The 20,525-nt window shown below is 49.9% G+C and carries 18 protein-coding genes and 1 pseudogene; 16 read left to right on the top strand and 3 right to left on the bottom strand.

Annotated elements, in window-relative coordinates; translation table 11 throughout:
* Nucleotides 1–52 precede the first annotated feature (52 nt).
* Nucleotides 53–1,180 carry a hypothetical protein gene (locus tag FMS18_RS10855; protein ID WP_163294398.1) on the top strand — a complete coding sequence of 376 codons (1,128 nt, stop codon included), beginning with the start codon at nucleotides 53–55 and terminating at the stop codon, nucleotides 1,178–1,180.
* Here FMS18_RS10855 and FMS18_RS10860 read toward each other — a convergent pair.
* Complete coding sequence (locus FMS18_RS10860; RefSeq protein WP_163294400.1) at nucleotides 1,177–4,206, bottom strand: hypothetical protein; 3,030 nt, start codon at nucleotides 4,204–4,206, stop codon at nucleotides 1,177–1,179. The genes FMS18_RS10855 and FMS18_RS10860 overlap by 4 nt on opposite strands.
* Nucleotides 4,207–4,407: 201 nt before the next feature.
* Between FMS18_RS10860 and FMS18_RS10865 the strand changes: the two genes are divergently transcribed.
* Nucleotides 4,408–4,614, top strand: coding sequence for a hypothetical protein (locus FMS18_RS10865; protein WP_163294402.1), 207 nt, complete (start codon nucleotides 4,408–4,410; stop codon nucleotides 4,612–4,614).
* 435 nt (nucleotides 4,615–5,049) lie between these two features.
* Here the strand turns inward: FMS18_RS10865 and FMS18_RS10870 are convergent, their stop codons facing one another.
* Entirely contained in the window at nucleotides 5,050–5,478 is a 429-nt protein-coding gene (locus FMS18_RS10870) for a PACE efflux transporter (protein ID WP_163294404.1), read from the bottom strand.
* A gap of 267 nt (nucleotides 5,479–5,745) precedes the next feature.
* Between FMS18_RS10870 and FMS18_RS10875 the strand changes: the two genes are divergently transcribed.
* The 12 genes and pseudogenes from FMS18_RS10875 to FMS18_RS21050 form a co-directional block, all read left to right on the top strand.
* On the top strand, nucleotides 5,746–6,921 hold the full coding sequence (locus tag FMS18_RS10875) for a CDP-glycerol glycerophosphotransferase family protein (protein ID WP_163294406.1): 1,176 nt from the start codon (nucleotides 5,746–5,748) through the stop codon (nucleotides 6,919–6,921).
* A 19-nt stretch (nucleotides 6,922–6,940) separates the two neighbouring features.
* Nucleotides 6,941–7,627 (top strand): NTP transferase domain-containing protein, encoded by a 687-nt coding sequence (locus tag FMS18_RS10880; RefSeq protein WP_163294408.1) that lies wholly within the window; start codon nucleotides 6,941–6,943, stop codon nucleotides 7,625–7,627.
* 24 nt (nucleotides 7,628–7,651) lie between these two features.
* Entirely contained in the window at nucleotides 7,652–8,338 is a 687-nt protein-coding gene (gene pseF / locus FMS18_RS10885; protein WP_163294410.1) for a pseudaminic acid cytidylyltransferase, read from the top strand.
* Nucleotides 8,325–9,335 carry a PseG/SpsG family protein gene (locus tag FMS18_RS10890; RefSeq protein WP_239061018.1) on the top strand — a complete coding sequence of 337 codons (1,011 nt, stop codon included), beginning with the start codon at nucleotides 8,325–8,327 and terminating at the stop codon, nucleotides 9,333–9,335. Before pseF ends, FMS18_RS10890 begins: the two co-directional genes overlap by 14 nt.
* Before the next feature lie 47 nt (nucleotides 9,336–9,382).
* Nucleotides 9,383–10,297 (top strand): bifunctional 2-polyprenyl-6-hydroxyphenol methylase/3-demethylubiquinol 3-O-methyltransferase UbiG, encoded by a 915-nt coding sequence (locus FMS18_RS10895; protein WP_163294412.1) that lies wholly within the window; start codon nucleotides 9,383–9,385, stop codon nucleotides 10,295–10,297.
* Nucleotides 10,298–10,300: 3 nt separating this feature from the next.
* Nucleotides 10,301–11,050 (top strand): SDR family NAD(P)-dependent oxidoreductase, encoded by a 750-nt coding sequence (locus FMS18_RS10900; RefSeq protein ID WP_163294414.1) that lies wholly within the window; start codon nucleotides 10,301–10,303, stop codon nucleotides 11,048–11,050.
* A 9-nt stretch (nucleotides 11,051–11,059) separates the two neighbouring features.
* On the top strand, nucleotides 11,060–11,914 hold the full coding sequence (locus FMS18_RS10905; RefSeq protein WP_163294416.1) for a transketolase: 855 nt from the start codon (nucleotides 11,060–11,062) through the stop codon (nucleotides 11,912–11,914).
* Nucleotides 11,914–12,843 carry a transketolase family protein gene (locus FMS18_RS10910; protein ID WP_163294418.1) on the top strand — a complete coding sequence of 310 codons (930 nt, stop codon included), beginning with the start codon at nucleotides 11,914–11,916 and terminating at the stop codon, nucleotides 12,841–12,843. Before FMS18_RS10905 ends, FMS18_RS10910 begins: the two co-directional genes overlap by 1 nt.
* Nucleotides 12,844–12,852: 9 nt before the next feature.
* Nucleotides 12,853–14,406, top strand: a complete 1,554-nt coding sequence (locus FMS18_RS10915) for a TIGR04372 family glycosyltransferase (RefSeq protein ID WP_239061019.1) — start codon at nucleotides 12,853–12,855, stop codon at nucleotides 14,404–14,406.
* Complete coding sequence (locus tag FMS18_RS10920; protein WP_163294420.1) at nucleotides 14,406–15,611, top strand: methyltransferase domain-containing protein; 1,206 nt, start codon at nucleotides 14,406–14,408, stop codon at nucleotides 15,609–15,611. Before FMS18_RS10915 ends, FMS18_RS10920 begins: the two co-directional genes overlap by 1 nt.
* Nucleotides 15,612–15,728: 117 nt before the next feature.
* Nucleotides 15,729–16,958, top strand: a complete 1,230-nt coding sequence (locus tag FMS18_RS10925) for a phosphoribosylglycinamide synthetase (protein ID WP_163294421.1) — start codon at nucleotides 15,729–15,731, stop codon at nucleotides 16,956–16,958.
* A gap of 40 nt (nucleotides 16,959–16,998) precedes the next feature.
* Nucleotides 16,999–17,757, top strand: a pseudogene (locus FMS18_RS21050) (glycoside hydrolase); the annotation flags it as partial.
* Nucleotides 17,758–18,379: 622 nt separating this feature from the next.
* Here the strand turns inward: FMS18_RS21050 and FMS18_RS21055 are convergent.
* Nucleotides 18,380–18,481, bottom strand: coding sequence for a 4Fe-4S cluster-binding domain-containing protein (locus FMS18_RS21055; RefSeq protein WP_368854165.1), 102 nt, complete (start codon nucleotides 18,479–18,481; stop codon nucleotides 18,380–18,382).
* 427 nt (nucleotides 18,482–18,908) lie between these two features.
* Here FMS18_RS21055 and FMS18_RS10935 point away from each other — a divergent pair, with 427 nt between their 5' ends.
* Complete coding sequence (locus tag FMS18_RS10935) at nucleotides 18,909–19,925, top strand: sialidase family protein (protein WP_163294425.1); 1,017 nt, start codon at nucleotides 18,909–18,911, stop codon at nucleotides 19,923–19,925.
* A gap of 126 nt (nucleotides 19,926–20,051) precedes the next feature.
* Nucleotides 20,052–20,264 (top strand): hypothetical protein, encoded by a 213-nt coding sequence (locus FMS18_RS10940; protein WP_163294427.1) that lies wholly within the window; start codon nucleotides 20,052–20,054, stop codon nucleotides 20,262–20,264.
* Nucleotides 20,265–20,525: the final 261 nt, after the last annotated feature.

Below are 20,525 nucleotides of genomic sequence, written 5' to 3' on the forward strand. Positions count from 1 at the left end.
GCGGCTAGATACAATTATTGAAAACAAAATAGATACAGAGAGGATTAAATATATGTCCAAGGCCCTGCCGCGACTCATAACCGCCCTGCTGCTTTTTCTTATGGGCGGATTCATCCTGTTCATGCTCAACCAGATTGCCGGACTGGCCCAGCTCTGCGCCGTGTATTTTCCGGCCTCTCACGATTACGTTCTTTTTGGACTGAGTGGAATATTCCTAGTGATCTGTCTAAGTCCGCTGGTGATCCATTTTTTCCGCCCCGGCCCGCTGGTCATGCCTGACGACCCCACTCCTGCCGAGCAACGGGAATTCATCCGCAAATTGCGCAAAAGACTGCGCAGCAACAGATATATCCGTGAGGCCGCTCTTCCCCTTTCCACAACCGAAGATCTCGACATTGCCCTTGAGCATCTGGACCGCATTTCCACAGAGAAAATGAAAACCGTGGCTTCGCGAATTTTCCTTTCCACGGCAATTTCCCAGAACGGGCAACTCGATTCCTTCATCGTACTCGGCACCCTGACTAAACTGGTCTGGGATGTCTCCAAAATTTATAACCAGCGTCCGTCCATGCGGGATATGATTGCAGTTTACGCAAACGTAGCAGGCACAGCATTCTTTGCCAGCGCAGTGGAAGAACTGGATATTCAAGCCCAGATCGAAGCCATCATGTCCCCGGTACTGGCAGGGTCCGCCCTGGGCATGATCCCCGGTGCCAGCGGGCTTACCTCAATTGTGACCGCCTCTATTCTGGACGGCTCCACCAATGCCTTCCTTGCGCTCAGGGTCGGCATCATCACCCGTGGACATTTCAATTTCCATGCGGAAAAGAATTCACCGGGCTATCGCCGGGCCGTCCTGCGCGAAGCAGCGGGCATGCTCCTTTCTATAGCCATGGGGTCCACCAAGACCATCACTACAGCCTACCTGAAAACCATTACCGGAGCAGCCGGGGAGAAAGCCGCCAGCGCAGCAAAAAAAGTAGTAGACTCCACAGACAAAGCTTTTCAGGCCACCAGCAAAGCAGCTAAATATTCAGCCTCACAGGTAGGCAAAGTGGCCCGTTTTGCCACATTCAGAAGTGATAAGCCGGAAGAACCTGAGCCGGAACCGGAAACTATGAAAGAAAAAGCGGGAAAGAGGCTTGGCAGGGTTAAGAATTTGTTTAAGAGGAAAAATTAAACATAGTCGGCTAGCACAGCTGGGTATCCGCCGTTCTCGCGCCATGCTTCTATCAAGACATTGGCCTTCTTGTAATCTCCATGAATTTTCAACCAGAAAGCAACATATTCCTGCAGTAAAAAAGGCTCCCTCCCAGAGTTAAGAAAAGAAACCAGAAGATTCAATGCTGAGAGATCTCCTCTCCATAAGTCGAGCCATGCAAACACGTACCTATCCACTCCGGGAACAGAATGCCCTTTACAGACCCATGTATTCAAGGCAGCCATAGCTCCTAAATCTTCAGCATAGGTGTCAAGCCAACATTCAAAACATTTTTTTACACTCTGGCGGCAATCACCGATCGCAAGCAAAGTGATAAGAACCTGCCCGCTTTCGATTCCTGATTCATTCTGTTTCAGCCATTTTTCAACGTAGTCCTTAGCCTTGACAGGCTCATCCGTATAAAAAAGCCAATGAGAAATTTCATGCGCAAACCAATTCCGGTAATTATTTTTCCTCAAATAAAAAGCCCAAATACGGTGAGCTTCACCCTGATCATCCAGTGCCTGCGTCCAGCAGCGGAGCAATCTTAAACATTTTGCGTCGATAGGTTTTTTATCTATCCAGTATAATACATACTCACGAATTAATTCATCAGCCCCATTTTTGGACACCCACGAAAAAACCAAAGAAAAGGACATTGAACTTAAGCCGTAAACGACAAGCCATTTTCTTACATACTCATCAATCTCGCCCCCCATTCCCTTTAAAAAACAAATATTCAAAAGGTGAGCGGCCTTTCTATGCTCGCCATTTTTAACCAACCACCCATCAATATATTTATCCACTATATTCTCAACATCCATTCTCGCACAGACGGCAAGGACCTGTCGCGCAGCCAAAGTTTTACCATGCATATTCAGCCACAGGTCAATGGGCTTATGTATATCAATCTCTATCCGATGCTCCAAACATCCACTAAAGAGCACCCTGGCATTAAGTTCTTTCCCATAAAGCTTCAGCCAATCATCAACGTACGCCCCCAAATCAATATTAACATTGTGCTCCAGACAACGGCACAAAATAGTGTAAGCCTCATAATTACATCCATAGTCGTCTAGCCATAATTTTACGAACCCATCTTGATCGGTAAAATCCATCCGATCAAGACAACGTTCCAAAATCGGTCTGGCCTCCATTGTCCTACCATGAATTTCCAGCCATGATTCCAGATAAAAATTTGTCAAATCACTATCAAACCTTGCTTCAAGACAGCGCGAAAGAAGAGATCCTGCCTCCACCCTGTGTCCATACCCTTCAAACCACGGCCCTACATATTTACGTACAATAGGTCCTCCATCAGCATGCGTCAGTAAAAATCCAAGCATGGGGTAAGCCGCAAGGGAATGACCGTGCTTATCCAGCCAAGACCGGATATGCTCAAATAAAATCCACCTGTGTTTGCCACTATGCGTCAACCAGAGCACGATCAAGTTGGTGGCATAATATGATTGGCCATGTTTATTAATCCAGCACGAAACATATGGTAATATGAAATCATCATCTCCACCCCCATTTAACCAGCCAGAAATCACAAATCGAGCTTCGGGTTTCCCCCCATGAATATCAAGCCAGCAACTGATAAAGCGACGTATTGATTCAGGACTACGCAAAACAGTCAGCAGGCTATAAATGACATAGTAAGCCTCCTGTTTCCCCCCATTCCTCCTCAACCAAGAATCAAGCACATACTTCAAGGCTCCCAAATTTCTAGACAATTCTGCAAATTCATCAGGTTGTTTTTTCTTCAAACGGAAAATCTGCAAAAGAAAATTAGCTGCTGCATTTGCAAACTCCACCCCGCTAAAAGCATTCTTCCAGACATCCTTTCCCTCGAAAAACAAAGTCAGCCTATCTTTCAGTGACAATAAAGGCGAATTGAGCACAAGACTTCCCGTACGCCCCCAAATAGCGGGATTAGTTTCAATACTCCTCTCTATCACACTCATTGTTCCAGCATGCTTAAGACCAGAATTATCGCAAATACGTTCAAGCGAACGCAGGCATACTTCCAAAAAATTGAACTCAATAGCCTCATCGATGATCGATCCAAGCAAAGCTCCGCTGGTATTTTTCCGAGCGTCAAAAACATTTGAAAGCACAGCATCAGTCAAGACATCATGAATAACAGACCACTGCCCCTCACCTTCCTCAGAATCACTGATTTCCCTAAATTCAAGCCATAAATCACTGACCAGAGATTCCATGATGTAAGGATATTTCCGGTCCAAAGCCACCTTTGCATCATCCGAGCAGGGAAACATGGACAGAATCAGCGCAACCTGCTCCCGAAGGATTTTCCCGCTGCCCGAACTGTTCGGAGTCTTGGCAAAAGTAGCCTCAATACGGTTGGTCAGCCACCCTTTAAAACCATCTACGCCACGGATCGAATCAAGATCACCGCCCTTCTTTTGTTCAGACAAAAAGTAAATAAAAACAGAAAGCATGGGCACGGAGTGGCAGGCGGACTCAAGATCAGAGCCGTAACACTCAGTAAGTCCGGTTTTCTGTAAAACATGCCGGACAACCGCCTTACGATATTCGAAAACACTCTCCCCTTCATCAAGGGAAACAGTATACGTTTCTCCGCGAATACTTTCCTTAAAAGAACTGCGAAAGTTCCCAATAAAAAAGACATCCTCGGAACCGCCTGTAATGGAATAAAGGCCTTCAATTATCTTCTGGTAAGACTCCTTGGTCTCCAGATAGTCAAACAGGAAAAGATATTTTCCTCCGGGCCTGAAACGGCAACTCAAATCCTCGACATCCCGCGCTTCAGTGCTAAACCCCATTTCAAAAACAGCCCACCCGTCCTCATAGGCTTTTTTACCCAGCTCAAACATCAAACGGGTTTTGCCGGTCCCCCCCGGACCTGAAATGAAAAGCCCCCTCTCGGATTCGAGCAGGGCCAGCAGTTCATCCTCATCTTCTATGCCCCGGATGTCTGGATGCTCCTCCTTAAATTGCTCCCGGCTATAATAGGACATGTTTTTTTCATCCAGATAATCATAGAACCTAACCCTGCCCGTCCCTGTTTTCTGCGAAGCCCTGCTTCCCTCAAACCGGGTTATTCCTCCGGGTAAACGCTCATTAAAAACCGTCCAGCGCAGGGAAGCATCTTTTTCAATTTCATCACAAATTCTGCCCCAGTCCCAGACTTCAATATCAAGATCAGAAAGGTGAGCAAGATGGTCTGCCTTCAAAGTCAGCTCTGCAAAAAAATCCCGGATATTCCTTTCGAGCTCACGACACACACTTTCATTTCCCCGCCGAACGCTTACAAAAAAGACAAACCTTTCCACCTTCCGGCCTTCGAACCATGGGCGGTACTGGCTCTGCACCTCGTCAGGATTTTTCATTTTTTCCAGTTTAGCGGCGACCTCATGCCAAGCTGAGGTCATGGTGACCATATCCCCTTTGTTGGTCTGCTTGCATTCGCCAAAGCAAAATTTACCGTCAGGAGCAACCCAACTTAGGTCAATACTGCCGTCTTTACCCCGAGTCGGGTAGACATTAGCCCTGCTATCAATTCGCTTGATAACTTTGCCCGCAACCTGCTGAAAAGCATCTCCAGGATCTTCCCCTTTCACTCCAGGACGCAATAAATCCCTGTTGAAAGCTTTTGAAAATTCATTTGGCAAACCCATTTACGCACCTGCATCCAAAAATTAAACAAACCACACTCGTAGCATAGACATCCATTTACTCAGACATAGTTTTACGCAACAATAAAATCAAGGCGATATACTATATTGCATAGCAAAAAAAAGGCGGCCCGGAATCAACCGAACCGCCTTTTACGGGCAGGAAGAATAAATATCGACTCTAAATTACACGTTATCCGCCACCGGCATGGGAAATACAATGTCGTAGACCCAGTTGTAGACAAAAGCGTAGACCAAAAAGAAAAGCGCGAACCCGATATCAGCGATCAGGGCATGCCAGAGCGTCATATCCAGCCACCATGCAACGAAAGGTACGGTAAAGGCTAAAAGCGAAATCTCAAAAAGGATTGCATGCAATGCGCGCATCCATGTGGGGCGCACGTTTACCGGACGTTTCAAGGCCACCAGCACCTTGTCAAAAATCAAATTGTATAGATAGTTACAGACCATGGCGGTCAGGGAAATCGCCATGCTCATAATCCCGATCCGGCCCAAATCTTTATCAAGTATCCATGAAGCCAGCGGTGTGCAGGTACACAGACCGATAATTTCGAATAAAAGTGTGTGTCTTATTCTGTCAGCAGTTGTTCTCATGTGGCTGAGGATACTGCCGACCTGCTACTGACTCAAGATTATTTTCTAAAAACATACTCTTATATATCAGCATGATACTTGAGTATAACAATATCCACTTCTCTAAAATTAGAAATAGAACAGCATTCTTGCGCTAACTCTTTTACTAAGATGTTCAACCTTTGCATTGTTTTTGGCACCCAAATTGAATAAACTGTTCACAGGTGTCAGAAAACACACATTTTTTCCTCTTGAACTTAAACCGACTCAAACGGACAGCGCGAAATCATGCAACAAGACGAACTGCAAAAGCTGCGGGAATTATCAGCTTCAGTCCCCAAACAAAAAAATCTGGCCCTGTTCTTCGGGCGCGCAGGCGGATATTTTATTGATAACGTCAAATATTTCTTCATCCACTGCGTGCAGCACAGACCGGAGCTTCAATGCTTCTTCCTTTCGTTTGATAAAAAAGAAGCGGACCTGCTGAAAAAACAAGGCCTTCCCGCGCTGTGGATTAATGACACGGAAACCCTTGCCCTGATGACCAAGGCCTCGCTGGTGATCAGTGACGATTTCAGCTGGAAGACTCAGGACCAGCTTTGGGCATTGCTCAGTGAAGCCACTTCCATCCAGCTCTGGCACGGTATCCCGCTCAAGGCCATCGGCTTCCCGGAAATCAACTCCGCAGTGAACATGAATCCGGAAAAGGCCGAACACCTGTCCTTTGCCTATTCCGGGTACAATGCAGTACTCTCCACTTCGCCGTATTTCACCGAAACCGCCTTCGGACGCGCATTCAAGGCCGAGGATTTTCTGGAACTGGGCTATCCGCGTAACGATGTGCTTCTGCGCCGCCCCGGTAAATTTGATATGATTAATGCCGACCGCGAGCTATACGCCGAGATGGTTAAATTCCGTAAACAGGGTGGCAAGGTGGTTTTCTTCATGCCCACCTTCCGTGATCTCGGAGGCGGACCATTTGAGGACGGAGCCATTGACCTTGGTCGACTTTCGCAGTTCTGCCAGCAGAACAACATCTTATTTGTCTGCAAATTCCATCCGTACCTGAGCATCGCACAGGTCCAGATGCCACCGAATATAGTACTCATGAACCCCAAAAGCGACGCTTATCCGCTGCTTTCACTTTGTGATGCATTGCTGACAGATTATTCATCCATCTACTTCGACTTCCTGCTTCTGGACCGGCCCATGATCTTCTATCCCTATGATTTTGAGGATTATGTTACCAAAAACCGGGAGCTTCTTTACGACTACGATGAGATGACTCCGGGTAAAAAGGTCAGAAAAGAAGAGGAACTCTATACCGCTTTTGAGGAGATCGTGATAAACAATATAGATGAGTTTGTTGAAGAACGGACAAAACTGAAAGAACTTTCCTTCACCCACTGCGACGGAAAGGCCGCGCAACGACTGGGTGAACACATTATCGCCAAATACCTCTAACCCGCAAAGGGGGCAGACCATGAAAGCAGTTATTCTTGCAGCAGGAATCGGAAGCAGACTGAGCAGACCTTTCCCAAAATCACTTTCTGTACTTCCTTACGGGGAGACCATTCTCGGACGCCAGATCCGGCTCATGCGTGAACTGGGTGTCAAGGAAATCATAGTGGTTGTGGGCTTTAAGATGACCCTGATCATGGAACAATTTCCGGAAGTCTTCTACAAGTACAACCCGGACTACTACATCACCAACACCTCCAAGAGCCTGCTCAAGGCTGTGGAAGAGCTTGATGATGACATCCTCTGGCTCAACGGTGACGTTGTTTTCGACAAACCGGTTTTGAAAAAATTTCTCAATGAAGCAAAGGATGAAAGCCGCATCGCAGTTGACCGCAAATCCTGCGGTGAAGAAGAGATCAAGTATGTACTCAACGACAAGGGTTACATCACCGAAATTTCCAAGCAGGTGGTCAATGCCGAAGGCGAAGCTGTAGGCATCAACCTTGTGAAACAAAAGGATCTGGCCGCATATAAGGAAGCCCTGCGTCGCTGCGAAGATCAGGATTATTTTGAAAAAGGTCTCGAATTCATCATTGAAGAAGGAGTCAACCTCAAGCCCGTGGATGTGTCAGAGCACGCATGCGTCGAAGTAGACTTTGAAGAGGACTGGCAGTTCGCGGAAAAGACCTTCCTGCGCGCCGACCAGTAACTCTAAGTACGGATTCAAACATCAATGCAAATAGCAATTATCCCGGCTCGGGGCGGAAGCAAACGGATTCCTAAAAAATCAATCCGCCCTTTTCTGGGAAAACCACTTATAGCCTATACCATTGAAGCCGCCCGCAAGAGCGGCTTCTTTGATCATATTGTGGTCAGCACGGACAGCGAAGAATTCGCTGAGGTGGCCCGTGAATACGGGGCCGAGGTACCCTTTATGCGTCCGGCGGAACTGGCTGACGACTTCACCCCCACCCAGCCGGTCATTGATCATGCTGTGGACTGGGTCAAAAACAATTGGGGTGCCCCCGAACGGTACTGCCAATTCTTTGCCAATCCCTTTGTAACTGCGGAGAATATTCACGGCGGTTATAAAATGCTCCGTAAACACAGGGCCAACTGCGTTCTCGGAGTTTCGGAATTCCCCTACCCCATCCTGCGTTCATTCAAAAAAAATGAACAGGGCGGAGTGGAATACGCCTTCCCGGAATACGCGCCGTGCAGATCACAGGATCTTCCTGTTTTCTTCCACGACGCGGCCCAGTTCTACTGGATCGAGCTCACGGATCTACCGGAAGACCGTGAAGTAGGCCTTAGCGTGCCCTACTTTCTGCCCCGCTATATGGTGGTGGATATCGACACCGAAGAAGACTGGCACATTGCCGAACGGCTCTATCAGGCTTTCATGAATGATGAAAAATAGCGGTCCGGTCCTTTTTCTATGTGAAGCCGGAGCGCAGACCGGATTCGGGCATGCGGGCCGCTGTCTTGCCATAGCCGCAGCTCTGCGCGATGGATTCGGTCGCGATTCCGTATTCGGCTTCCGGGGCGATCAGGCTGCTGAAGAAAAGATCAATGCAGCCGGATTCAGAACCATTACCGTTGAGGATTTTGAGCAATGGGAATTCGGTCAGGAATCTGCCGTGGTCCTCGACCTGCGCATTCCCCTTTCATCATCATTTTTCCAGCGCGCGGAAACAGCGGACAAGCTACTGGTCTCCATCGATGACCCCACTCCCAACCGAGTGCATTGTGACTTGGTATTCTATCCGCCTGTGCCACAATTCCATGAGCTGGACTGGTCCGGATTTAAGGGCACAATCCACCGTGGCTGGGAATTCATCCCCCTGCGTAAGGAATTCCGGCTTGCCCAAAAACCGAAAGAGAGATTTTTCCCGCCCAAAATATTAATCACCATGGGCGGCAGCGATCCTCACAACCTGACCCTGAAAATATTGCAGGCCTTAAAATCCGTCACCGGAGACTGGCAGGCCGAAGTTGTAATCGGCCCCATGCTCAATAATCTGGACAAAATCAACAAGATAACGGTAGATCACGGAAAGAGAGTGAAATTGTTGCATGATATAAAGGACATGTCCCTGCCCATGCAGCGGGCTGACGCAGCAATCGCATCCTTCGGCATGACTGCCTATGAGCTTGCCGCCTGCGGGATTCCGCAAATGCTGCTTTGTTTAAGCGAAGATCACGCCCGCTCGGCATCAGCGTTGCATGCCTCTGGAGCAGCGGTTTCACTGGGAAAATTTGACCGCATAAGCGACCGGAAACTGTCTGCAGAACTGCAAAATTTCATTTCCGGTCAAGATTCGCTTAAGTCCATGACTGCAAAAGCTGCCGGACTTGGCATCGGGCAAGGTGCTATCAACATCGCATCTCTGATCATAGAAAAAAGCAAAAACTAATAGGGATTCCAAAGGGGCTTAGTCCCTTTGGCCGCCGGAGCAAAACTTTGAGTGACAGAAAATGCTGGGTCGATCACAGCGGCATCGTACTGGATTCAATTGACGGATTCGATGTGATCCATTGCGAAAGTTGCGGCTTCAAGCACATCATCCCTATCCCGGACGAAGAAGAGCTGGAACGCATTTACAAACATGAGTACCACGTCAAAGATAAACCGCTCATGCTCCAGCACCAGCTGGAAGATGCGGACTGGCATGAAGCCACCAATAAAGCCCGGCTGGAATCCATTGAGAAACAGCTTAAGCGCAAAGGGACCATTCTGGACATTGGTTCCGGCAACGGTTTTTTTCTTAAGCAGGCAGTTGAAATGGGCTGGCAGGCCAAAGGCGTGGAGCCGTCCGACAAAGCTGTTGAGTATTGCAAATCCATCGACCTTGATGTGGTTCACGGTGTGTTTGACCAGCAGTGTGCCGATTCTATCGGCAAATTTGACGTAATCCACCTCTGGGAAGTACTCGAACACCTGCCTGATCCGGCAGGGATGCTCAACCTCTGCCGACAAGTACTCAATCCCGGCGGGCTGATTGTCATCGGTGTTCCCAATGATTACAACAAGCTGCAAAAAATCATAACCTCGGACCTCGACGAAAAGCCATGGTGGGTAGCTCCCCCGCATCACATAAATTTCTTCAATCGCAATTCTCTTGAAAAATTGGTACGACGGCTGGATTTTGAGCCGCTGCATTATGAAATAACTTTTCCACTGGAACTCTTCCTGCTCATGGGCAAAAACTATTTACACGACCCGCAGCTGGGCCGCGAATGCCACGCTATGCGCAAAGAGCTTGAGCTTAACCTGACCCGCACAGGCAACCGCGAAGTGTTGGACAAATTATACAACTGTTTTGCCGAGGCCGGATTCGGACGCCATGCAGTGCTCATGGCGGGCAAAAAGGATTAATACATGCAAAGACTGAAAGATAAGATCGCACTGGTCACCGGGGGCGGGCGCGGAATAGGCAAGGCCATCAGCCTCAAGCTGGCTACCGAAGGTGCGCAGGTTATCCTTACTTGGATTAATGACCGCGCTAGCGCAGAGCAGACTGCAACAGAAATTTCCAAAGACGGCGGAACAGTCCGCATCCTGCAACTTGAAGTAAGTGATTCTGAGTCCGTGGACTCTGTTGTCGCCGACATCGCTGCCAATGAAGGCAGGCTTGATATTCTGGTCAACAATGCCGGAATCAATGATCCGCAGGATTTCGATAAGATCACCCCGGAAGAATGGGACCGCATCATGTCCGTTAACCTGAAAGGCCCTTTCCTGTGTACTCAGCGTTGCCTTGATCTGCTCAAGAAAAGTAAAGGAGCCAGCGTGATCAATATCGGCTCAGTCAGCGGACAATACGGCGGACCACGCACCGCCCATTACGCTGCCAGCAAAGCCGGACTAATTTCCATGACTCAGGTTGCCGCCCGCTTCGGTGCTGATTGGAATATCCGCTGCAACACCATTGCCGCAGGGCTGGTCATCTCAGATATGGCTGACGCAGGGATGCAGAATCCGGCAGTGAAAAAAGCCGCAGAAAATGTACTTCTGAAACGTTTTGCCGCTGCTTCGGAAGTAGCGGACAGCGTGGCCTACCTTGCTTCTGACGAAAGTTCCTACATCACCGCCCAGACCATCAACGTCAACGGCGGACTGTATTTCTAAGGAGAGACCATGGACCAACTCAAACACGGGGCCCAGCCCAAATACAAAGAGCTAGAAGATTTCGCCGCCGAACTGCGCAAATCCATCATCACCATGAACTGCTATGCCGGGTCCGGTCATCCGGGCGGCTCCCTCTCCTGTGTGGAAATCGTCAGTTGGCTGTTCAGCCGGGAAATGAATTTCAGCCCGGAAAACATGACTGATCCCTGCCGGGACCGCTTCATCCTTTCCAAAGGCCATTCCTGTCTGACTCTCTACGCTGCTCTGGCTGAAAAAGGATTCTTCTCCAAGAATGAATTTAAAAAACTGCGCCACGCTGACGGCATATTGCAGGGCCACCCGGACCGCATTAAAACTCCGGGCGTGGAGTTCAACTCCGGTTCACTGGGACAGGGATTTTCTTTCGCGCTTGGCTGTGCGCTGGGCGCAAAACGGGCCGGACGCGACAACCGCACCTACGTCCTCCTCGGTGATGGGGAGCTGAACGAAGGCCAGATCTGGGAAGGCTGTATGTTCGGCGCGCACCACGAGCTGGATAACATCGTTGCGGTGGTGGATTACAACAAATTTCAAAGTGATGACCTCAACGAGAACATCACCGCCCTTGAACCGCTGAACGATAAATTCAAGGCTTTCGGCTGGCAGGTCATTGAAATTGACGGGCACGACTTCCGCGAAATTGAAAACGCATTCTACCGCGCCCGGACAACAGCAGGCAGGCCGACTATGATCATCGCCCATACTGTTAAAGGTAAGGGAATTTCATACATGGAGAATGTTCCCAAATGGCACGGCAGCCTCTGCCCCACCGGAAAGGAACGGGAATGCGCCCTGCGCGAATGCGGATGCGAGGAGCTTAGCTAATGCAGAATATGCGCGACGAATTCGGCAAAGCCCTTGTGGAGCTTGCCGCCATCCGTGATGATTTCGTGGTCCTTGATGCTGATGTTGCCGGGGGAACCGGAACCTATCATTTCCGCGAGGCCTGCCCGGACCGTTTCATCCAGTGCGCCATTGCGGAACAGAACATGTTCTCCATGGCTGCGGGACTAGCTGAATCGGGGATTATCCCCATTGTGACCTGCTATGCGGTGTTTGCCTCCATGCGTGCGCTGGAACAGGCTCGCAATTCCATTGCCTACCCGGATTTTAACGTAAAAATTGCAGCCAGCCATCTCGGTCTGGACGTAGGGCCGGATGGTGCGACTCATCAGGCCCTCGAAGATATTTCCATTTACCGCAGCATTCCAAACATGACAGTGGTCTCCCCGGCTGATCCCATTGAACTTCGGGCTGTTCTGCCCCATCTGCTGGATAACCCCGGCCCGCTCTACCTGCGTACCGGACGCAGCCCCCTGCCTAATGTATTTGATACCAACACGGTCTTTGAGCCCGGCAAGGCCCAAGTGCTTGTGGAAGGCGAAGACTGTACCATCATGGCTGTGGGAGTCATGGTCCACCGGGCCGTGCTGGCAGCGCAAAAACTCGCTGAGGAAGGAATCTTCTGCCGGGTGCTGAACATGAGCTGGCTCAAACCTATGGACGAGGAAGCGGTAATCAAAGCCGCCAAGGAAACCGGGGCCATTGTGACCTGCGAAGACCACAACAAATATGGGGGCCTCGGCGGAGCGGTTATGGAGATCGTCTGTGAAAACCATCCGATTCCTGTGGAGCGGGTGGCAATTAATGATATTTTCGGCAGTTCCGGGGAACCGGAAGACCTAGCCCGTGAATACGGACTCACGGACAATGACATCGCAACAGCGGTGCGCCGTGTTATGAAACGAAAGTAATGGAGTGAAATGAGTGAAATGGTAGACCTCAAACGTCTGCTTATCATCGGCACTGCCCAGCAGAGCCACATCATAAACTTCCTCAGCGGCGTAGACTGCAATGAGACGGAAGTTCTGCTCCTGCTCCCGGAACGGGACCGGGGGATTTTTGACGACGAGAAAACCGTCTTTTTCTCCGGCACATTTCATCCATTATTCCCTCCCCTCCTAAAAGCAATGCTCACTTTCAGGCCGCATGAAGTTATTATTGTCTGCGGCATGACCTACGACCACGACAATGTGGTCCAAGCGGCTTCTTTTTACGCCAACTTCTATGACCTGCGCATCAGGACCTGCGTCAGAAACAAACTGTCTCCGGCGAATGCCAGCCTTAAACCAAACCCGATCAAGACAATCTGCAAATGGACAAGTCTCGGAACTCTTGCACTACTGATAAAAGCAGTATCTCTGTTTAAGCCGTTACGGATGGCAGAAATATACTCCACCCGTCTGGGGCATCTGGCCCTTGATTGTGAACTTTATCTTTCTGAAAAAGAGCTGGGCCGCCACGACGGCTTCCTTGACCTATTCTATTTCAAGGACGATCAGGTTGCCAACAACACTCTGGCCAAACTGTTCTCCCGCAAAATGAATATCAGCAATAAATTTCGCTACCTGCTGGAAGCGGTGCAATTTTTCAATCTTAACGATAACCACGGATTAAAGCTAAACACCCGGACCATCGCTCTTGGACGGGACTTTGAATGTGTCATCCAGCAGACGGATACCCATGTCTCTTTCACGGAAGAAGAAACCAAAAGAGGCCGACGCGAATTAAAGGCCCTCGGCCTTGATCCGAATCGACCGCACGTCTGCCTGCTGGGCCGCGACAATGCATTCCTGCAACAGACCATGCCCGAAAGTGACGGGGACATGCAGGAACCCCGCAACATGGAGATTTCCACCCTCAAAGCCGGAGCCGAAGAATTACTAAAACTCGGCTACAACGTGATCAGGATCGGCTCCATTGTTCAAGAGCCACTTAAAATCGAGCATCCCAACTTCGTTGATTACGCCAGCAGCGGTAAACATAATAATTTCATGGACATATATCTGTCCGCCACCTGTATATTTTTCGTTGGCGTACAGAGCGGGCCTATGCATGTGGCTAACGTTTTCCGCGTTCCCTGCTTGCGGATTAATGTGGCCCGGCTGGAAGTTATCGAATACTGCTCCCCGGAAGACATTGCCCTGTTCAAGCTCATCCGTTCGAAATCAACAGACCGAATTTTAAGCGTTCCTGAAATAATCAAAGCCGGAATCAGCAAATGGCCCATTGAAAACTTTGCAGATTCCGATTTTGCGGTTATTGACAATACAGAAGACGAACTGCTGGAAGCGATAAAGGAAATGCATCTGCGGATAAACGGCAAATGGCAAACAGCTGGAGAATATACAGAATTGCAACGGTGCTACCGTTCATTCATGAAAACTTCAGACTACAACACACGTTTTGAAACCCCGATCAGTGCTTATTTCCTGCAAAAACACGCGGACGAACTCTTTAACTGGAAGGACAGCTGATGGATACTCCGATTATTCTGGTACAGGCGGCATCTAGAGCTTGGAGCGGCGCACCGGACTGGTGCATGAACGAAGTTGACGGACGCCCGGTAGTGGCCCTGACTGTTGAAAGCGCACTCAAAGAATTTCCTAAAGCGGATATTCGTATTATTGCACCTGAATTTGATCGCGGAGGCAGGCTGAATGAACTGCCTGAAATGTTCCCGGAACACAAAATTTCTGTTTTCTACGGTCATGATGAAAGCCCGCTGGAACGCATGATCGCAGCCCTTGAGGATGCAGAGGATCAAAGTCTGGTTATCCGGGTGGACGGATTGCACTTTGGCTGGCTGGCGGAGCATGCCCGGAACATGCTCAAGCAGGCGGAAAAAGAAAAGCTGGACTGCGTAAAAACGGAAGACGATTTCCCCATCCAGCTCACCGCAGATGTCTACAGGCTAAGTGCGCTCAAAAAAGCACTCGCTATTCTGGAAGAACGGCCCAACGGCGCACCCTACCGGGTCCATCCCAAATTTTTTATGTTCTGCGAAGATGATAATTTCAAATGCTCCCGTATAGCCGGACCGGCTGTAAGCGAAGAATGGCTGAAAAAATGCCGTGAAATAGCTGAGCAGGTCTATATCGCCGGGAACATGAATGTAGGTGAACACAAGGGGATCAGTGCCGGGGACCAGCTTACATTTCATTATGAACTGGCCCTTGATTACATTGATTCTGAAGCTCTGGTTCTGGACTGTGCATGTGGTCCCGGTTACGGAGCCAGAATCATTGCCGGTAAAGCACAAAATGTTGTTGCCGCGGATCTCGACATCGAAACAGTTCGGCAGGCCTCATCAGGTAAATATTTCGACAACATCACCTTCCAGACCGGAGATGTGACAGACCTTAGCTTCGAAGACAATTCTTTCGATGCCATAACCAGTTTCGAGACAGTGGAACACGTCAACCCCGCACCTTTCTTCAAGGAAATGAAACGGGTCCTCAAGCCGGGAGGGCTGCTCATCTTAAGCACTCCCCAGAACAGCCTCGGGCATATCCCGGTCAATTCCCAGCATCTGCACGAGTTCTCCTTACAGGAGATCAGCGGGCTTTGTTCCGAGCATTTTGAAATCATACAGACCACAGGCATCAAACAGGGACGCATTGTCTTCCCTGATGATCCCAAAGGCCAGAATACTTTCATGGTCTGCCGCAAGGCTGTTTAAGAAAAGAATGCCTCCGGCGGCCAGAGAAACTTTTTGTAAAAAGTTTCTCTGGACTCTTCCAAAACTTTTATTAAGGCTTCGCCGTTTCAAATGGCAGGCAATAAACGACATTAGTTTATGAAAAAGACATTAATCGTGATCGGGGCCGGACTGGAATCCATTCCGGTTCTCAAAAAAGCTGTAGATATGGGACTGCATGTTGTAGCGGTGGACGCCAACCCGCAGGCTCCCGGATTTACTTATGCCCATGAATCGATCATCGGTTGTGTCTACACCCCGGAAAAATCGGTTGCCGCCCTGACCGAGTGGTCACAAAAGGGCGGCAAGCCGCATGGCGTAATCTGCGCGGCGGTAGATGCTCCCGGCACTGTGGCGGCTGTGGCTGATCATTTCAGACTTACCGCGGTCAGCGCGGAAACCGCCCGTCTGGCAACAGACAAAAAAGCCATGAAGGACCGTTTCGCGGAACGGGGAATACCCATCCCGTGGTATCAGGAAATTTTCAGCGCGGACGAGCTGATCCGAATTCTGGATGAACGGCGGGAAACGCTGGTCATCAAGCCTGTGGACAGCCGGGGCGCACGCGGGGTGCTGCGTCTTGTGTACGGTTCACCGGATATGCCTGATTCCGTCTGGGCATTTGAGTGTGCTCAAAAGGAATCCCCCACTGGACGGGTCATGGTGGAAAAACACCTCGACGGACCGCAGATCAGCACCGAAGGATTTGTGGTCAACGGTCAGCCCTTCTGTCCCGGATTCTCGGACCGCAACTACGAATTTCTGGACCGCTTCGCCCCCAACATCATTGAAAATGGTGGGGATCTGCCTTCTTTCCTGCCACAGGATGTACAAGCAGCTGTGAAGAAACTCTCCGGACAGGCCGCTATTGCTCTAGGCATTAAGAACTCCATGTTCAAAGGTGATATGGTCGTCCATGGCGACAAGCCCTACGTCATTGAAATGGCAGCCCGCCTTTCCGGGGGCTATTTCTGTTCACACGAGATTCCTTGGAACACCGGAGTGGATTTTGTGGGTTCTGCTATCCGGCTGGCTCTTGGTGAAACTCCCGCTGCCGCAGAGATGACCCCGTCCTTTCAAAAGGGCGTGGCCCAGCGATATCTTTTCCCCGATCCGGGCAAAGTCATTGCCATCGAGGGAGTGAACAAGGCGCATAAGATGAACGGAATCAGCATGGTGGAAATCCGTACCGCCGTTGGTGAAACAATTTCCCCGGCCACCAGCCACCCAGCCCGTGCCGGAGTCATCATGTCCCGAGCACAGACCCGCGAAGAAGCCATTGAGCAGGCGGAAGCGGCTGTCGCAGCTATCAAAATCATTACCGAGTAAAGTTGATATGAAAATCTTTGCCATATTTCATCTCAACCTCATGTTTTCTTCCATCCCCGGCGAAAGCCGCAGCGAGGTCATTAAACGCTGCTATTGGCCGCTTTTAAGGCTGGTCGAGAGCGGCTTTCCGCTGGGTATTGAAGCTTCGGGGATCACCCTTGAAATTATCCGCGATCTTGACCCGCGCTGGATCAAAAATTTCAAAACCCTGCTCCATACTGGCAAGGCCGAATTCATCGGCAGCGGATACGGCCAGATTATAGGGCCCCTTGTGCCGCCCTCATTGAACCGGGCCAATCTTGACTTGGGCATGCAGACCGGACAGGAAATTTTAGAGACTCTCCCGCAAATCGCGCTGGTCAATGAACAGGCCTGGTCCGCCGGCATGGTCGGTCACTATCTTGAAGCCGGCTACAAAGCGGTCTTCATGGATTATGATAATCCGGCCCGCTATGCCGACTGGGGCGAACACATCCAGCACTTTCCTCAGCGAGCAAAAGGAACCGGCGGCGAATCCATCCCGGTAATCTGGAGCCGCTCCATGGTTTTCCAGAAGTTGCAGCGTTTCGCCCACCGGGAACTGGAACTGCCTGAATATCTTGATTACGTGGAAAATCTGGGGACCGCTGACGGCTGGCTGCCCATATACGGCAATGATGCTGAAATTTTCGATTTTCGACCCCGCAGGTACAGACATGAAGCTGTGCAGGATACGGAAAGTGAATGGAAGCTGATCCGGCAGCTGTTTGAAATTTTGCGGGAACGCGGACACGAATTCCAATTACCCTCTACGGTCCTCCAAGGACTTAACCACAAAAATGGCGGCGAAGAGCTTGATCTGAGCTGTGCCAGCCAACCCATCCCGGTAAAAAAACAAAGTAAATACAACATCAACCGCTGGGCACTAAGTGGGCGTGACGATTTCCAGCTCAACTCCCTGTGCCGGGCAGTCTGCCATAAACTTGAACAAGACTTCCCTTTCTGCACAGAGAATGAAAAAAAATGGCGCGAACTCTGTTTCTGCTGGTCCAGCGACCTGCGCACCCACATCACCGGCAAACGGTATGATCAGGCTTTTGCGAAACTTGAGCAACTGGCCTTTGAAACCAAAGCTGCTGTCCGAGAACCTTACTTTCAAGTCTCTGGAACTCCGACCACCGACAACGGGCGCATGCTGGAATTAACAACCAATTACGCCAATATCACCCTGAACACCGCCAAAGGGCTGGCTGTACACAAAGCCTCTTTTCCTTCTCACAAAAACATTCCTTCCTTTGGAACACTCAGTCACGGATACTTTGAAGAGATTGATCTGGGCGCGGACTTCTTTTCCGGGCACATCATCATGGAAGGACCGGGAATTCCCAAAGATACAGATCTGGCCCGAGTCACCCCGCTGATTGACGAAACCGAAGAATTCATCACGATTTCCTGCTCCATCGACCTTTATCAAGGCATGCTCGACAAGGCCATGCGCATCCATAAAGATAAAGAACAAATCGATATCCTATACCGTTTCGCATTGGATTGCAGACCTCCGGGGTTCGCACGTATCGGGCATGTCACTCTGCTAACTCAACACATGGACCCGGCAAAGCTTTTTTACTCCACCAACAACGGCGGTCAGGAAGAAATGTTCCCATTAAACAGGCTGACCTTTGATCACAGCGACAATATTTCATTTGCCGTTTCAGCCTCGCAGGGACTGGGCATGACTGACTCAAAAGTGGTGCTGGGTGGAGCGGAACGGGCCTTGGAAATCTGCCCCCTGCACCCGGAGCATGGATTCATCGGCATGGTCAAATGCAGACAGGCCACCCCATCGCCTTTTGTGAGAGTGTTTTTCTCCATGCAGGAGATGGATGAGACCAGCCTGCGCGGATGCGGCCCCGATCCCAAATTTACCTTCAGCACCGGGTTCAGCATCAAACCCCGCCCCGGAGAACAACTATGAGTGACAAGCGTCCCAGACTTTCCATCTCCATCATCGACAGCAAACGGATCACCCCGCAGGAATGGGACGGCTACCAATCCTTCCCGACCATCACCGATGTGAACGGCGAACTGCTGGTGGGATTCCGCAGGGCGGTAAATATCAGCGAAGACCTGCGCCAGAGAATGGACCACGGCATGGCCGGAGATATCTACACCACCCGCTCAACTGACGGCGGCATAACTTTTGAACATCCGCAGCTGATCATCAGCCACGCCCAAGACCAGACCAACGAACATGACGCACTGGTCACCCATCTGGGTGACGGCAAGGTGCTACTCATCTCACGCACCCATACTTCGCAGTTGCGGCGCAACTATTTCTCCTTGAGCACTGACGGCGGTAAAACATTTCCACCCCGCAGACCGCTGGACCTGCCCGGTGGCGAATGGGCTTCCTTCGGCCATTTCATTCCAAGCTTGGATGATGAAAGCACATTCATCGGCTCATTTTACAACGGTCCCGGCTGCGGCACCTTCCGCTTAAACCCCGAAACTGGGAAAATTTCCCAGCAATCATACATTTACGAATACTTCCCGGAATACCGGCTCAATGAAACATCCATCGCCCGCCTGCCATCAGGGAGAATACTGGCTCTCATGCGTCAGCAGCCCTGCATGGAAGGCCTGTTCAAATCCCACTCGGATGATGACGGAAAAACATGGTCCACCCCGGCCCCAATCGGACTTTACGGGGAAGCCCCTACCATCAAAGTCCTGCCTGACGGGCGTATTCTGGACATCTACCGGGGCATGATCCGCAAAAACCCGAAATGCCGCGTAGCCCTGACCATATCCGAAGACGAGGGCGCAACATGGAGCCATCCCCAGACATTAGCATGGTACAAGGGCGGAAGATTCCACGGCGGTTACGGCGATCTGGCCGTTAACGGCGAGGGACAGATCATTGCGGTTTACTATATTTCAAGAAAGCATGAGGGGCCTGTGGTTGAACGGATGGTTCTTGAGATATGAGTGGGTGACGGAGCAGAACAAGACCAAAGTGGAATCTTTTTTGCAACTCCTGTCACGAACATTAACTTTGTACTGTCAGATATAAATTTCTGACACTTTTTTGACTTATACATTTCAGGAGTTGTCATGACCCATTTTAACCAGATCCGGAAAGCTTACTTTCCTGCTGTCGTTTTGTGCCTCTTTAGTATAATTATTTTGATGCCCGCTGATGCCCATGCCGGTTATCTTGATCCGGGAGCGAACAGTTCACTTGTTCAATGGATTGTTGCAGGAGCCGCAGCTGTTGGAAAAATTAAAGAAAAAATCGTAGGCATGTTTAAGAAATCCCAAAAATAGCCATTATCGGCTATTTGAACACTTAACCCAATCACGGGGCAGATATGTTGCTGGGTGTGCTAACTGTTTTATGCGCTTTGCTCATTTTATGGTTTATAAAAACAAAGCTGTTCGACAGTAAAGAAGACAAAGCAACGCTGGTTATTCATAGTGGAGGAAAAAGCCATTGGGGAAGCTTCTGCCCTATTGTTGACGAGCTTATCCGGCAAAAAATTCCTTTCAGATACTTCACCACCGATCCCGACGACCCTGGCCTTAAAA

This window comes from Desulfovibrio sp. JC022 (assembly GCF_010470665.1).
In the GTDB taxonomy this organism is placed as follows: domain Bacteria; phylum Desulfobacterota; class Desulfovibrionia; order Desulfovibrionales; family Desulfovibrionaceae; genus Maridesulfovibrio.